15 protein-coding genes are annotated in these 15,246 nt (G+C 60.2%); 12 read left to right on the forward strand and 3 right to left on the reverse strand.

Features of this window, described 5'->3' with window-relative positions:
* Nucleotides 1–22 precede the first annotated feature (22 nt).
* The 10 genes from GSQ94_RS04205 to GSQ94_RS04250 all read left to right on the forward strand — a co-directional run bounded on the left by GSQ94_RS04205 (nt 23) and on the right by GSQ94_RS04250 (nt 9,751).
* The gene (locus tag GSQ94_RS04205; RefSeq protein WP_254063647.1) at nt 23–1,519 is read left to right on the forward strand and encodes a terminase; all 1,497 of its coding nucleotides are present in this window, start codon (nt 23–25) and stop codon (nt 1,517–1,519) included.
* A gap of 89 nt (nt 1,520–1,608) precedes the next feature.
* Nucleotides 1,609–2,526: a HipA family kinase gene (locus tag GSQ94_RS04210; RefSeq protein WP_158942068.1), complete on the forward strand. Its 918-nt coding sequence runs from the start codon at nt 1,609–1,611 to the stop codon at nt 2,524–2,526.
* An 87-nt stretch (nt 2,527–2,613) separates the two neighbouring features.
* Nucleotides 2,614–3,483 (forward strand): DUF3037 domain-containing protein, encoded by an 870-nt coding sequence (locus GSQ94_RS04215; RefSeq protein WP_158942069.1) that lies wholly within the window; start codon nt 2,614–2,616, stop codon nt 3,481–3,483.
* A 119-nt stretch (nt 3,484–3,602) separates the two neighbouring features.
* On the forward strand, nt 3,603–4,844 hold the full coding sequence (locus GSQ94_RS04220; protein WP_158942070.1) for a phage portal protein: 1,242 nt from the start codon (nt 3,603–3,605) through the stop codon (nt 4,842–4,844).
* Nucleotides 4,841–7,183 carry a hypothetical protein gene (locus GSQ94_RS04225; RefSeq protein WP_158942071.1) on the forward strand — a complete coding sequence of 781 codons (2,343 nt, stop codon included), beginning with the start codon at nt 4,841–4,843 and terminating at the stop codon, nt 7,181–7,183. Before GSQ94_RS04220 ends, GSQ94_RS04225 begins: the two co-directional genes overlap by 4 nt.
* Before the next feature lie 18 nt (nt 7,184–7,201).
* The gene (locus tag GSQ94_RS04230; RefSeq protein ID WP_158942072.1) at nt 7,202–7,417 is read left to right on the forward strand and encodes a hypothetical protein; all 216 of its coding nucleotides are present in this window, start codon (nt 7,202–7,204) and stop codon (nt 7,415–7,417) included.
* Between the two features lie 17 nt (nt 7,418–7,434).
* Entirely contained in the window at nt 7,435–7,695 is a 261-nt protein-coding gene (locus GSQ94_RS04235; protein WP_158942073.1) for a hypothetical protein, read from the forward strand.
* A 45-nt stretch (nt 7,696–7,740) separates the two neighbouring features.
* The gene (gene purE / locus GSQ94_RS04240; RefSeq protein WP_158942074.1) at nt 7,741–8,268 is read left to right on the forward strand and encodes a 5-(carboxyamino)imidazole ribonucleotide mutase; all 528 of its coding nucleotides are present in this window, start codon (nt 7,741–7,743) and stop codon (nt 8,266–8,268) included.
* On the forward strand, nt 8,265–9,446 hold the full coding sequence (gene purK / locus GSQ94_RS04245) for a 5-(carboxyamino)imidazole ribonucleotide synthase (protein WP_256369960.1): 1,182 nt from the start codon (nt 8,265–8,267) through the stop codon (nt 9,444–9,446). Before purE ends, purK begins: the two co-directional genes overlap by 4 nt.
* Nucleotides 9,446–9,751, forward strand: a complete 306-nt coding sequence (locus tag GSQ94_RS04250) for a hypothetical protein (protein ID WP_158942075.1) — start codon at nt 9,446–9,448, stop codon at nt 9,749–9,751. Before purK ends, GSQ94_RS04250 begins: the two co-directional genes overlap by 1 nt.
* 199 nt (nt 9,752–9,950) lie before the next feature.
* Here GSQ94_RS04250 and sucB read toward each other — a convergent pair whose 3' ends face one another.
* From sucB to lpdA, 3 genes are all read right to left on the reverse strand, one after another.
* Entirely contained in the window at nt 9,951–11,549 is a 1,599-nt protein-coding gene (sucB, locus tag GSQ94_RS04255) for a 2-oxoglutarate dehydrogenase, E2 component, dihydrolipoamide succinyltransferase (protein WP_158942076.1), read from the reverse strand.
* Nucleotides 11,550–11,734: 185 nt separating this feature from the next.
* On the reverse strand, nt 11,735–12,460 hold the full coding sequence (lipB, locus tag GSQ94_RS04260) for a lipoyl(octanoyl) transferase LipB (RefSeq protein ID WP_158942077.1): 726 nt from the start codon (nt 12,458–12,460) through the stop codon (nt 11,735–11,737).
* Nucleotides 12,461–12,529: 69 nt separating this feature from the next.
* Nucleotides 12,530–13,948, reverse strand: coding sequence for a dihydrolipoyl dehydrogenase (gene lpdA / locus GSQ94_RS04265; protein ID WP_158942078.1), 1,419 nt, complete (start codon nt 13,946–13,948; stop codon nt 12,530–12,532).
* 141 nt (nt 13,949–14,089) lie between these two features.
* Here lpdA and GSQ94_RS04270 point away from each other — a divergent pair, with 141 nt between their 5' ends.
* Nucleotides 14,090–14,287, forward strand: coding sequence for a hypothetical protein (locus GSQ94_RS04270; RefSeq protein WP_158942079.1), 198 nt, complete (start codon nt 14,090–14,092; stop codon nt 14,285–14,287).
* A 3-nt stretch (nt 14,288–14,290) separates the two neighbouring features.
* Entirely contained in the window at nt 14,291–15,211 is a 921-nt protein-coding gene (locus tag GSQ94_RS04275) for a hypothetical protein (protein WP_158942080.1), read from the forward strand.
* Nucleotides 15,212–15,246 lie beyond the last annotated feature (35 nt).

Consider the following 15,246-nt stretch of genomic DNA (forward strand, 5'->3'; position numbering starts at 1 on the left):
TTGCGGGGATGAGGTTGTTGGAATGAGTGAGGCTGGATGGGATGTGGACGAGCTGCTGGCGCTGGGCAGATGGATGGATGCAAGGCCATCCGCTTTAGTGGAGGCGGCTGCGGAGTTGTTGAAGGTTCGAGATCGCGAGGGTGTGGAGAGGCCGCTGCTGGCCAATGCAGTACAGAAGGCGTTTGAGCGGGGGCGGGGCAGGCAGAATATCGTGCTGAAGGCCAGGCAGATGGGAATGACGACCTGGGTGGCGGGCCGGTTTTTTCTGAAGACGATTACGGCTCGCGGTGTGATGACGGTGCAGGTGGCGCAGACGAGAGAGGCGGCTGAGGGAATCTTTCGGATCGTGCAGAGGTTCTGGGAGTGTCTGCCAGAGGAGCTGCGCGAGGGTCCGCTGCGGAGGAGCAAGGCGAACGCCGGGCAGATGTGCTTTCCGGAGCTGGACAGCGAGTTTCGTGTGGTGAGCGCGGCGGATGAGAACGCTGGGCGTGGATTGACGGTGCAGTATCTGCACTGCAGCGAGGTGAGCCGGTGGCCGGGAGATGCGGGGGCGACGCTGGCGGGGCTTCGGGCGGCGCTTGCTCCTGAGGGCGAGATGGTGATGGAGTCTACGCCGAATGGGGCTTATGGATGCTTCTACGAGGAGTGGGGCCGGGCTCAGCAGATGGGCGGGTTAGCTAGTCAGCGGGATAGCGGTGTGGTGCGGCACTTTTTTCCCTGGTGGATGGAGGACGCTTATGTTGGTGCGGCGGTTGATTCGCTGCGTGAGGACGAGCTTCGACTGGTGTCGGCAAATGGTTTGACTGCGCGGCAGATTGGATTTCGCCGAGGCCTGGAGGCTAGTTACCGCGGGCTGCGGTCGCAGGAGTTTGCGGAGGACGCGGAGAGCTGCTTCAAAGCTACCGGGGAGTGCTGCTTTGAGGTGGAGGCCGTGGAGGCGCGTCTGGCTTCGGTTGGTGAGCCTCTCGAGGTTCGGCGAGGTGGTGCGTTGCAGGTGTGGCTGCCGCCGATTGCCGGGAAGGAATATGTAGTTGCGGTGGACACGGCTGGGGGTGGGGCCGATGGAGACTATGCGGCGGTGCAGGTGATTGAGAGAGCCTCGGGGATGCAGTGCGCGGAGCTGCAGCAGAGGCTGGGAACTCTGGAACTGGCGAGGGCTTCGGCAGAGCTGGCGCGGGAGTATGGAGGGGCGATGATTGCGGTGGAGAGGAATAACCATGGAGCTGGTGTGCTTGCTTATCTGGATAGCGTGGAGCGGTATGCGCGTGTGTATGAGCAGGGCGGCGTTGCGGGTTGGTTGACGACGGCGGGGTCGAAGCCGGGGATGGTAAGCCGGATGGGGGCGCTACTGGTGGAGTCTGCCTGGATGTTTTTTAGCCGGCGGCTGCTGGGGGAGTGCAGGACTTTCGTTGCGATGGCTGGCGGGAGGACCGGGGCGGTGAATGGGGCGCATGATGACTGCTTGATGGCGATGGCTGTGGCGCAGGCGGTGAGGGCTGAGATATTGGGGAAGAGATGATGTCCTGCCGGACGGGCCCACTGCGCGTGGGGCGGGCGTTTTCACGCTTTTTGGAGCTTCGCGTGGGCCTCCCGTTGGTCGGAGGGAAGATGATTCCGATCAACGGGAGACACGGGTTATTCTGGTTTGGGGTGCACGGCTTGGCGGTGCTGGCGGTTCAGGCGATTCGACGGATGCGGGGTGGCGCGCAGAGCCAGCTGATGCTGGGAGCGGATGGCAAGCTCTGGGTGGTGAAGTTTCAGAATAATCCGCAGGACCGGCGGGTGTTGGCGAATGAGTTGATCGCGACCCGGCTGGCGGCTGCAGCGGGACTGACAGTGCCGGTTAGCGATGTAGTCGAAGTCACGGAGTGGCTGGTGGGAAATACGCTGGATATGTTTGTGGAGCTTCCGCGTGGAGTGAGGCAGAGGTATACCGCGGGGCTGCAGTTTGGGTCGCAGTTTGTCGGAGGGTTGATGCCGGGGCAGGTGGTGGACTATCTGCCGGAGCAGCAGCTGGAAGAGGTGAGAAACCTGGCGGAGTTTGCAGGAATGCTTTGCATCGATAAGTGGGCTGGGAACTGCAATGGGCGGCAGGCCGTGTTTGAGAGAAAGCCGCGGGAGAGAAAGTATCGGGCGACGTTTATCGATCAGGGATTTTGCTTTAATGCGGGAGAGTGGACGTTTCCGGATTCGCCGCTGCGTGGGGTGTACCCGAGGAACCAGGTGTATGCGCGGGTGACCGGGTGGGAGAGCTTTGAGCCCTGGCTGAGCCGGGTGGAGACGATGGAGGCGGAGACGCTGTGGGGAATCGCCGAGGCCGTGCCGCCGGAGTGGTACGGAGGGGATACGGTGGTGATCGAGCGGCTGATGGAGCAGATGCTGAGACGCAGGTCGCGGGTGCGAGAGCTGATTGGAGAGTTTCGTGATTCGAACCGGGTGCCGTTCCCAATGTGGGCGGAGGGAAAGAAGATTGTGGTGCCGAGGCAGTTCGATGAGGTCGAGGGAGTGGGAAGATTCGTAATGTAGGTTGGTTGTCAGGTGTCCGTTCTCGGGTGTCAGTAAAGTATCGGACTGAGAACTGACAACATAGAACGGTTCCTCGGAGGGTTTGGGTTGGCGGAGCGGGTCCAGTGCGAGTTCTTCCTGATTCGGTATGTGCCGGATGTGGTGAAGGGCGAGTTTGCGAATATCGGCGTGCTGCTGCGGGAGGCAGGGCGGGCCGAGAGCGCTGTGGTGCGTTTCACTCGGGACTGGGCGCGGGTGAAGTGCATGGATGCGGATGCGGATATCGGTCTGCTGGAGGCGCTGGAGGGTGAGATTGGAGAGCGACTTCGGACGGTAGGCGGGGATGCTCCTGGATCTGAGTACGGGATCAAACCGGTGATGGAGATTCTGGAGGATACGCTTGCGAACTCGGTGCAGATGACCGAGGTGCGGGCTTGCCTGGCAGAGAGCTTACCGGCTGAGATCGAACAGTTGATGAAGATGTATGTTGAGCCGTTGAAGGCGAAGATCGAACGGAGGCGCACGGGACGCGCGGCGATTGTGGGGGCGATGCGGACGGAGTTTGAACGGGCCGGGGTGTGGGGGCTGATGCGGAAGAGGATTGCGGCTTCGCTGTATACGCGGGCGGGAGATCCGATGAAGATCGACTGCGGGTACAGGGCTGGATTGAAAGATGTGACGGCGGGTGAGGTGATTCGGATGTTTCAGGCGGTGTCGCTGGAGGGGGATGTGGAGGCGGCGAAGGGATTGGCTTATTCGGCTCCGCAGTTGGTAGAAGGGGTTCAAAGGGTGGAGGGCGCGAAGCTGGAGTTGACGGCGGTGGTGGAGGCTCTGCGGGCTGTCTCTGATATGGAAGATGAGGCGATGGAGCGGTACCGGTTTGGAGTGGAGGCGATGGAGCGGCAGGAGATTCGCGTGGTGACACTGAATGACCTGGCGCGGGTGGCGGAGACGGCGCGGATGGAGCTGCGAGTTTGAGGTGACGTTTTCGCGCTGAGTTTTAGAGAGTGTTTAGATTTTTTGTTTTCTACGTTAGGCATAGCCCGGGGGCTGTGCCTTTTTCTTTTTGCAGCAGAGATGGAAAGAGAGAGGGTGGCATGGACGTTCGGACGATGGTGAAGGATGTTTGGCAACGACTGGCTGGGGTGGAGGCGTCGGCGGGAGACGCGGGGGTGGGTGAGAGGAAGACGGCGATGCTGCCTTCGATCCTGAGTCCGTATCGCCCGGCTGGCCGGGCGGGGCAGAGCTCTTTGCCGAAGCCTACGGCAGCCAATCTGCGAAGGTTCGCCGAGACCCCGGTGGTACGGCGCGCGATTAACGTGGTGAAGGACAAGATTGCGAGCATGGACTGGCAGGTGAGGGTACGGCGGGGATACTCGGGCGTGACGGTGGAGGATGCGGAGGCGCGGATGCAGGTGCTACGTCGCTGCCTGGAAGAGCCGAATGCTTCAGACAGCTTTCGCGTGCTGTGGGAGCAGGTGCTGGAGGATCTGCTGGTCGGAGGATTTGGTGCGGTGGAGATGGAGGCAACCGGCGATCCAGAGAGGCCGTTTCATCTTTGGGCGGTGGATGGGGCGACGATCCAGATCGATACGAAGTGGGATGGCGACCCGAGTAAGCCCCGGTATGCGCAGGCTACGGGGCGCATCGGGCAGGAGGCGCTGGTGCCTCTGCTGGACGATGAGCTGATATATGTGCGGCTGAATCCGCGCAGTTACACGCCGTTTGGCCTGGGGCGACTGGAGGTTGCGTTCGAGACAGTGAACCAGTTTCTGAGCGCGAGCCGGTATGCAGGAAAGCTTGCCAGCAACTCCGTGGCGCAGTACGCGTTATGGCTGAACGATGCTACTCCGGAGGAGCATGACCGGCTGATCCGGTGGTGGCAGGATGAGATTGAAGGGACTGGGCGCGTGCCATTTTTGAGCTGCGAACAGAAGCCCGAGGTATTGAAGTTTGCCGGTGGGACCGACGCGGACCTGCGGCTGGAGTGGCAGGAGATGCTGATTCGCATGATTGCGAATGCGTTCGAACTGCCGCCGATGCTGCTTGGAGTGCAGAGCGATGTGAACAAGTCGACCGCCGGCGAGATGGCAGACGAGGCGTTTCAGAGTGCGGTGATCCCGGTGGCGAAGCTGCTGGCCGAGCACATTACACGGGACCTGTTTGCGAAGAAGCTGGGATGGCGCGAGTTTGAGTTCTGCTTCAACGACCTGGAGAGCAGAGATGAGATGGAGGAGCTGCAGATACAGACGACCCTGCTGCAGGCTGGCGTGCTGACGGTGGATGAGGTTCGTTCGATGCGGGGGTTGAGCCCGATCGGGGCGGCGGTGACCCAGTGATCGTGACGATCGACAACTTGGACGGCGCCGGAGCGGTGGACTACAGCACGGCGTTGTGCGCGCAGGGGCCGCTAAAGATCACACGCAGCCTGAATGCGCCATCGTTGTGCAGCGGCATGTTGGATGTGAGCGACGCAGCCGCTGGGGCTGGGCTGGCGGTTCCGGCGCGACGAGGACGCGTGGTGGTGACTGCGGCGAACGGCACCATTCTTTTTACGGGGTACGTTGCGACCGATCCGGAGGCGATATATGCAGGGACCGGGTTGAAGGGGCCCGTGTATCGCTATGCGTTCAGCGCGGTGAGCGATGAGTGGCTGCTGGATAAGCAGACGGTTCCGCTAAGTGGCGCTGGACTGGGGCAGAGCGGAGGGCAGCTGCTGACGACGCTGACCAACCGCGTGGATGCCGGGCTGTTTACTACGACGGGTGTGATGAACGGACTGGCGGTGGGGGTCTTCGAGCCGGTGCAGACGGAGAGCTGGTCGGTGAACGCAGGGAATGTCGCGAGCTCTACCTATGCGGCGTATCGCGTGCTCAACAGTGCGGTGGGTCTGCAGCCTGCGGGTACGGTGGTCCATGCGTTGAGCGATGGCGATGGCACGTTGCAGGTGGCGGCACTGAAGACGAGCGCAGTGAAGGAGCTGGCCAATGACGTTACAGTGAGCGGGGAGTTGGAGCCGACCGCGTATGTCACCGAGACCTTTGCCGGAGATGGAACGACGACGGTGTTTGAGTTGTCGGAGGATCCGTTTCGTCCGAAGAAGACGGCCAACTCCGCGCAGCTGCTGACGGATAGCTTCAATGAATCGGTGCTGAATACGCAGATCTGGGAGGTTGCCGATCCTGGATCTCATCTTGGATTGAGTGCGGCTGGTTTGACGATGACCGGAGGCAACGGTCTGGATGGGCAGACTACGCTGACGGCGATCGACCCGGTGGAGCTGGTGGGTTCGTTAGTGATTGAGGCTGGAAACCTGGTGCTGGGAGGGGCCAGCGCGGGCCTTGTGTGCGGGTTGTACTCCGGGGCGACGCAGAGCGCGAACTGTTTTGTGGGCTATAACGTGCGACAGAGCGGGGGGAATACGGTCGTAGTTCCGTTTGTGAATGGGGCTGAGGTTGGAACCGTGTTCCCGATGCTGCAGGGACATACGTATACCATTCGGATTCGGCTGCATGCGGTGGAGATGCAACGTGTGCTGCAGACCTACTATGCGATGGTGGATGGGGTTGTGGAGGCATTCGGCGGCGGGTTGGTGACGGCGCCGATGAGCGTTGTCTTTGAACTGCAGGACCTTGGACTGGCTTCTAACACTCCGGCTGTCGTTCTGTATGACGGAAGCGTGGTGAACTCTCCGGCGAGTTGCAGCTTTGCCGCGGTGAATAGCGTACAGCTTATCGGGTCGATGGGATATTGCAGGCTGACGCAGACGGGCTCTTCGTGGGTGGTGAGCACGTTGCCGAGCGGGGTGAAGACGACGCGCCTGGTGGGTCTTGCGGGTGAAGGAGCCGATTGCTCTGTATCTGCTACAGGAAAGGTTACTTTTTATTCGGGCCGGGTCCCGGTGGCCGGAGAGCTTGTAACCGTGACGTATCGTGCGCAGCAGAGGGCTGTGGCCCGGATACAGAATGCAGCGAGTGTTGAGGCGGAGGCTGCTGGCGGCGTGCCGGGGACGGCACAGTGGCTGGGGAAGGTGCTGAAGCCACCGGCTCGAAGCTCAGTGGACTGCGAGAATGCGGCGCTGGCTGTGCTGAGCTTTTCGGCCAGCCGTGCGGCTGCGGTTGCTGGTAGTTATGACGCGGTGAATCCGCAGGATGTTTGGCCGGGAGATGTGCTCGCAGTGACAAGCAACGGGCAGACGATGAGCGTGGTGGTACGGCGGGTGGAGATCAGCGATGGCATGGGAAGCCCGGAGATGTTGACCTATCGCATGGCGTTTGCCAATGACTGGGCCGAGGGGTTGGGTTTGACGCTGTCCGAGGCGATTGCTGCGGATGCTTTGCTCCCGCTGACCGCGCTGAGCTCGACGATGCCGGCTGGAGGCAGCGTGCTGGCGAACCTGCAGATGCTGCAGGTGGTCAGCGCGACCGGGACGGCGCTGCAGGTGGATACGGGGACCGCTGCTCCTGTCGGGGGCGGGTTTGAGGTGAGGCGCCGAGATGGCGACTTTGGCCCGGGGGTGGATCAGGACCTGGTGCTGCGCAGCCCGGTGCGGAGTTTTTCTATTCCGCGCGAGGGACAGATCGAGCACTACTACGTGCGGATGTTCGATGGATCGAAGCCGCCTTTGTATTCTCGGTTTTCAAGCGCTGTGTTTACGAATCTGCCGGTGAGTGAATAACGGCTGGAAGGAGAGAGGATGACAGAGTTCGAAGGAAATGTCCTGGCGGATTTGAGTGTATTGAAGAGCCAGATGAAACAGCTGATGGGGGTGGGACAGCCGGGCAGGTTGAACCAGTTGGAAGATCGGGTGGCGCAGCATGAGCGGAGTGTGCAGCGCATGAAAGGGCTGCTGGGCGCGGGTGGAGCGGTCCTGGCCATGCTCCATCTCGCGATTGACTACTTTCGGCGTTAGGAGATTGAGGAGAGAAGATGAATTTTCTGAAGCTATTTCTGCGGGCGGTTGCTTTGATTCCTGGCGTGGTGCAAGGGACGGAGGCTCTGTTTGGAGCGCAGAACGGGGAGCAAAAGAAGAAGGCGGCGGTGGAGATCGTCGAGGCGGCTATCAACATGGCCGATGCTGTGACGATGAGGCAGATTGCAGATTCGGGCAAGTTTAGCGAGGGGCTGAGTATGACGATTGACGGAGTTGTGATGTGTCTGAATGCGAGTGTCTGGGCGAAGCGAGCATAGTCTGGCGGTAGGCGCGGCGTGCAGGGGAAACCGTATAATCGGGCCATGGACGCCGAGCCGCTAGGCAATATTCTGGTTGGAGTTGTGATGGGAAGCCGCAACGATTACGCGGTGATGCGTGCCGCCGTTGAGGTGCTGAAGGAGTTTGGCGTTGCCCATGAGGCGCGTGTGGTTTCGGCGCACCGGACACCAGATCTTTTGTTTGAATATGCGGATGCCGCTGTGGGACGCGGGCTGCGGGTGATTATCGCCGGAGCGGGCGGCGCGGCGCATCTGCCGGGGATGATTGCGGCGAAGACGGTGGTGCCGGTGCTGGGTGTGCCGATAGCAGCTACGGCGCTGCAGGGTATGGATTCGCTGCTGAGCATTGTGCAGATGCCGAAGGGGATTCCGGTTGGGACGCTGGCGATTGGCGCGGCCGGAGCGATGAATGCGGGACTGCTGGCGGTTGCGATGCTGGCCACCACAGATGCAGCACTGAGGGAGAAGCTGGTGGCGTGGCGCGCGGCGCGGCGTGATGAGGTTCTTGCTCAAAGGCTGGATGTGCCGGGAGAAGACGAGGTTGGCGCGTGAGCTTTGACAGATCGAAGGCGAAGCCGATTTTGCCGGGCGCGACGATTGGGATCTTTGGCGGAGGGCAGCTGGGACGGATGACGGCGATGGCCGCTCGCGGCATGGGGTACCGCATCCTTGTGCTCGATCCGGATCCGGCTTGCCCGGCGCGGTTTGTGGTGGATGGATGCATCGAGGCCGGATGGGACGATTCGCGAGAGGCTGCGAATCTTGCGCGCGGTTGCGATGTAGTGACGTTGGAGATTGAGCAGATCTCGCCGGCCAGTATGGCGGCGGCGGCGAGCTACGCGCCGGTGCGGCCGGGTGGGGCGATGCTGGCCGTGATCCAGGACAGGATTGAGCAGAAGGACTGGCTGCGACGGAATGGATTTCCCGTGGGGGAGTATCGCGCGGTACGGTCGCTGGAGGAGCTGCGGCAGGCCGTGGCTGCGCTTGGCGGCAGATGCTTCTGCAAGAGCGCTACCGGTGGTTACGATGGACGTGGACAGGGCAAAGTCGGCTTTGCTGCGGGCGCGTCGGTCGAGGACGAGCTGAGGAGCGCGTGGGAGGCGCTGGGCGAGCGTGCGGGAGTGGCGGAGAAGGCAGTTGAGCTGGACAAGGAGATCTCTGTGCTGGTGGCGCGCGCTCCGAACGGCGAGGTGAAGGTTTATCCGGCAGCGTTGAACCATCATGAAGAACAGATTCTGGCGTGGAGCGCGATTCCGGCACCGCTTTCTTCGGAGATGATGTCGCAGGCGCGGGAGATCGCGGAGTCCATTGCCGATACGTTTCAGCTGGAGGGAGTACTGGCAGTTGAGATGTTTTGCACGACCGATGGCAGGCTTTTGGTGAATGAGCTTGCCCCTCGACCGCATAACAGCTACCACGCGAGTGAACGAGGGTGTGTGACGAGCCAGTTCGAGCAACTGGTGCGGGCGGTATGCGACCTGCCGCTGGGCAGTGTGGAGGTGGTGCAGCCTGCGGCGATTGTGAACCTGCTTGGCGAGGTTTGGCTGAACGAAGACGGTTCGGCGAAAGAGCCGCGATTCGATGCGGCGTTGGCCGTGCCGGGGGTGAGGCTGCATCTGTACGAGAAGCAGCGGCCCCGGAAGGGAAGGAAGATGGGACACCTTTCGGCAGTGGGGGCTACGGCTGATGAGGCGGTTGGGTTGGTGCTGCATGCCAAGGAGCTTCTGTAATGGATGAGGATTTCAGCTTTCTTGAGGGCTATGCTGACAGAGTTGTCAGATGGAACGGTGCTCTGCTCTTTCCGGCTGATGTTGCTGTGGAAGCGGTGGGCACATTCAAGTTCAAGAATGCAAGGCTGCTGGGAATCGATGTTTACGGCTCTGGGACAGACCACGAGTATGAATGCCGCGACGAAGATTGCCTGGATTTTACGCAGAAGAAGTACTGGGACTACAGCGCTGAAGAGCTATGTGAGATCGCAGTGGAATACATCCAGTCCAGGAATGAATTTCTGTTTGAATTCGTCGAACCTTAGTGGAGTTTTGAGTTAAAGAGAGTGCGGGCCTGCCGACCGGGCCCGCTGCGCGCGGGGCGGTCACTTCGTGACTTGTATACCGGTCTGGGTGGGTTATGAGGCATGGGACCTCGCGTTGCTCGGGTCGAGCATCGCCCCTCAAAAAGTAACAAAAGCGGCAGAACGAGTCTGCCGCTTTTGTTACTTTTATCGATACAAATTAACCGATGTCTTCAGACCAGTTTTCGAGATAGGTCTTGAAGTCGGACATGAATTTGCCGGCGTCTGCTCCGTCCACGATGCGGTGATCGAAGCCAAGAGTGAAGCGTTGGATGGAACGGATCGCAATGGAGTCGTTGCCGTCTTTATCGGTGAGGACTTCGGCTTCTTTGTTGAGGCCGCCGATGCCGAGGATCGCGCTCTGCGGCTGATTAATGATGGGTGTCCCGAACTGTTCGCCGAAGATGCCGGAGTTGGTGAGAGTGAAGGTGCCGCCTGAGATCTCGTCCGGGGCGAGTTTTTTGTTGCGGGCGCGATCTGCGACGTCGACGATGCCGCGCGCGATGCCGAGGAAGTTCTTCTCCTCGGTCTGCTTGAGGACGGGAACGATGAGGCCCCAATCGAGAGCCACGGCGATTCCGATGTTGATGTTCTTGTTGTAACGGATGGCTTCGCCTTCGATCGACCCGTTGACTACGGGATGCTTCCGCAGCGCAACGATGGCAGCGCGAGTGATGAAGGGCATGTAGGTCAGTTTGACGCCGTTACGCTGCTCGTACTTCGACTTCTCTTTCTCGCGGAGTTTGACGATGCGCGTCATGTCCACCTTGAAGACGGTGTGGACATGCGGACTGGTGCGCTTGGACTCGACCATACGCTGCGCGATGATGGAGCGCATCTTGGTCATGGGAACGAGCTCGCCCGGCTGAGGCTGAGGCGCGGCGGGCTTTGCGGCGGGTGCGGCCGAGGAGGCGGCTGGAGCGACAGAGGCAGCAGCGACTGGCTTTGGACCCTGCTCCAGATGGCTGACGATGTCGGTTTTGGTGATGCGGCCTGATGCGCCCGAACCGGCGACCTGAGTCAGATCGACGTTGTTGTCCTTCGCGATCTTGCGGACGAGCGGCGACGAACGAACACGCTCTCCTGCTGTTGCTGAAGCGGCGGCCGGAGGAGCTGAGGGAGCGGCTGCCGCGGGTGCTGAGACGGTGGGTGCAGATGCAGCGGGTGCGGAGGACTTTCCTGCAGCGCCGCCAATGACCGCTACGACCGTGTTAATAGTGACGGTTGCGCCTTCCTGCACCTTGATCTCGGAGAGTACTCCAGCGACTGGCGACGGAATCTCTGCATCGACCTTGTCAGTCGAGATCTCGAAGATGGGTTCGTCGCGTTGGACGGTGTCGCCTATCTTCTTGAGCCATTTGGTGATAGTGCCTTCTGCGATGGACTCGCCCATCTGCGGCATGAGCACGTCAGTGCCGGGGCCGGACGCTGGAGGATTTCCGCCGGCGGCAGGAGGTGCGGCAGCGGGTGTTACGGTGTCTGGTGCAGTCTCAGCTTTCGTGGAGGCGGACGACGCCGAACCAGCCTCCTCGATGCTGCAGACGACGGTGTTGATCTGAACAGTGGTGCCTTCGGAGATCTTGATCTCCTTGAGAGTGCCGGCGGCGGGCGATGGAATCTCGGCATCGACCTTGTCGGTGGAGATCTCAAAGAGAGGCTCATCGCGCTGGATGGCATCGCCCGGCTTCTTGAGCCATTTTGTGATGGTGCCTTCGGTGATGGATTCGCCCATCTGGGGCATAACTACGTCAGTCGGCATGAATATCTCTTCTCCCCTGGATATCTGGATATCAGGTGCGGTCTGTAGATAGGGGCGGCTGAAACCGCCTTCTGTCAGCCCGGTCCGCGAACGGGCTTGTGCAAATGGGATTATACGGCGGCTGGGTAAAAGCTGGCTTCGCGGTGCGGTTAGCGAACAGCAGCACTTTTGCCATTTTTCGCGTTTTATCCATGCGGGGCCAGCAGTTGATCCAGCGAGTCGCACCAGAGCATCTGCCGCTCGAAGATACGGCCGAAGTTTCTAGCTGTGGCGTTAAGGGCTGATTCCATCGTTGGCTGGCGGTCGGAGTCGGCTTCGAGCTCAAGACTGGTTACCTGGCGGTCGTTGATGCCGCAAGGGATGATCCATTCGAAGTCGCGGAGATCTGTCGTCACATTGAGCGCAAAGCCGTGGGAGGTGATGCCCTGCGAGACATGAACGCCAATGGCCGCGATCTTTTTTTCGCGAATGGTTCCGCCTGCCATCGTCCATACGCCGGTCAGCTTGCAGATTCGCTGGGTCATCACGCCGAAGTCTCCGCAGGTGCGGATTAACGCCTCTTCGAGCAGGCGGACGTAGTCGACCGGGCCGAGGTGGGGACCTTTTTTGCCGGGCAGGTCGCCGCGCAGATCAACAATGGGGTATCCGACCAGCTGACCCGGGCCGTGGTAGGTGACATCGCCGCCACGGTTGACCTCATGCAGTTCGACGCCGCGCTGCGCGAGCTGGTCATCGCTGGCGAGGATGTTGGAACGATGGGCGTTACGGCCGAGGGTCAGGACAGGCGGGTGCTCCAGCAGGAGGAGGGTGTCCGCGATCAGATTCTGCTTTCGCGCTGCGATGACCTGCTGCTGGATGCCCAGAGCTTCGTGATACGGGATGCGGCCGAGATGGAGGAGATTGATATGCATTGATTCTTAACGCGAGAAAGAGAACAGCCGAGCCTGGTAGCCCGGCTGCTGTCCTAACGCCATAAGCGATTAGACGTTGACCGACAGGCCTTCGACGCTGGAGAAGCCATCGAGCAGGGATTCGGCGACGGTTGGATGTGCGTGGATGGTGAACATCATCTCTTCGATGGTGGCCTCGAGCTCCATCGCGGTAACGGCCTCTGCGATGATCTCGGTGGCGTAGGGTCCGATGATGTGGACGCCAAGGATCTCTCCATGTTTCGCGTCTGAGACAACCTTGACGAAGCCGTCATGCGCATCGAGGATCGTAGCCTTGGAGTTGCCGACAAAGGGGAACTTGCCGACCTTGACCTGGAAGCCCTTCTCCTTTGCCTGCGCCTCGGTGAGGCCGACGCTGCCGATCTGGGGATCGCAGTAGGTGCAGCCAGGAACGCGGTTGCGAGTGACGGGTTTCGCGTACTTACTGGCGATTTTTGCCGCGACGACCATCCCCGCCATGCTGCCGGAGTGGGCCAGTTGCGGCAGGCCCGCGACGATATCCCCGATAGCGTAGATTCCAGGTTCGGTCGTCTCCATCCACTCGTTAGTGACGATGAAGCCGCGGTCGGGAGTGATCTTTACCTTGTCGAGGCCTAGATCATAAGTGCGTGGTGCGCGGCCAACAGCTACCAGAACTTTTTCTGCCTGCTTCGTCTCGCCAGTGCCGTCTGCCTTGGTGAAGTGAACCAGGACGCCATCCTTATTTTTTTCGAGCTTGTCGACCTTCGCCCCGAGGTGGACGTCGATTCCACGCTTCTTATAGAGCCGTAGAAGCTCCTTGCTGACGTCCTCGTCCTCGACGGGGACCATGCGCGGCAGAGCTTCGATGATGGTGACCTCTGCGCCGAAGCTCTTGAAGATAGAGGCAAACTCCACCCCGACTGCGCCTGAACCGACGACGACCAGCGATTTGGGAGCTTCGTCGATCTTCAGGATCTCGAAGTTAGTCATGATGGTCGTGTCCGGCGTGTAGCCAGGGAGCATACGCGCGTCTGAGCCGGTCGCCAACACTACCTTTTTCGCCTTTACGGTTTCAACCTTGCCGTCGGCAGTCTTCACCTCAATGGTATGGACGCCGTCTTTTGCAGGTCCAGTCAGTCGGCCGTATCCCTTGATGGCATTGATCTTGTTCTTCTTCATCAGGAAGTCGAGACCCTTGACGTGGCGCGAGATGACGTCGTCTTTGCGTGCCAGGACGCCCTTCCAATTGAGCTTGGGGGTTACGCCGTCGATGCCGTAACGCTCGGCGTGCTTCAGGTGATCCCACAGTTCGGCGGAGAAGAGTATCGACTTGGTTGGAACGCATCCCCAAAGCAGGCAGGTTCCTCCGAGCCGGTCGTTCGCGTCAATCAGCGCGGACTTCAGTCCAAATTGCGAGGCGCGGATCGCGCACGTATATCCGGCGGGTCCGCCGCCAAGCACTACAACGTCAAAGATCGTATCTGCCAAGGGAACACTCCATGTAGGTAAACCAACTTCACTATCTTATTCGATTCTTTGGGTACTTATTAGATTCGGCGCTGCAGGAAACGACGATTAGCCTTGACATCTGCGTCATAATAAAAGCTGTGGAATTTGTGTGGAGAACTAATGGTTAGTAATGTAGCCCGATTAACGAACGCGCTGCGCAACAGCGTCTTTGACTCTGAAGACCAGGCAGGCTCATCCTCTGAATCTGCACTGACCGAAAAGATTGCCGCAGTTCGCCGAGACCTTGCCGAAAACGGGGTTGCCCTGTTCACCGATGATCGCGGCCAGCGTTTCCGCATCGTCCGCAAGCCTGCCTAGACCATGAGTGCGCTGGTCGCGGGCTTTCTGCTGATCGGCTATCTGCTTGCCCCGGGCGTCATCTACCGGCTCTTCTTTTCGGCCTACATCCCTGCAAGAAGATACCAGCGGACGCGTACCGAAGAGGTTGTCTTCTCGCTGCTCGTCACGATACTTCCCTTTCTTTTTTCCTGGATCCTTCTGATTCATACGCCGTTAGGCCAGCTTCCGGCTTTTGGGATTGGCCCTTCTAAAGCCGAGGCGTATCGCGCCGTCTTTCGTTCGTTACTGCCTGGTCCGGACGTCACCGGCTCAAACCCTTTTGCCGTTCGCGCTCATCTCTCCGAAGCCTACCTGCGTGCTTTTCTGGAGCAGGGGCGCTTCATCTCCCTGTTGTGGCTCTTCTGCGGAGCCGAAGGGTGGCTGTCCGGATTTATCGTCTCGAAGTATGGTGACTACCGGGTGGACCAGCGCATGCATCGCCTGTTGAAGCGGTTCTGCGACGACTTTCTCCTGACTTACGTTTCGGAGTGGGAGCTACTCTTTACCACCCGCTCCCTCCCGCGCAGCCAAAGAGACTTCGACGTTGAGATTGACGCTCTTGCGGCCGACATTCTCTATCGCGGCAAACTTGTCGACTGGTTTCTCGACCAGGACGGTAAACTCGAAGGCATCTTCCTGGAGCGAGCAGCGCGCTATCAACAGAAGGAACTGGAGCGCGATCGCGAACATGGCACACAGAAGCCTCGCGACAGCTATTGGCGGACTATTCCGGGCGCAAAGCTTTATCTGGTCGCGAGCACCATCGCAAACTACAACATCCGCTATGTGCCGCCCTCGCAACCCGAGATGACACTGGCGGATCTTCGCGCTCGCCTGGGCGACGACGCTATCGTCACACCGCTACCGCAGGATAGTTTTGAAGATCCGCTGAACTCTCCGTGACCCGGTTTTTCTGACCCGGTAAAGCTGAGTAATCT

Origin of the sequence: Granulicella sp. S190, from assembly GCF_009766095.1 — a bacterium.
Classification (GTDB): Bacteria; Acidobacteriota; Terriglobia; order Terriglobales; family Acidobacteriaceae; genus Edaphobacter.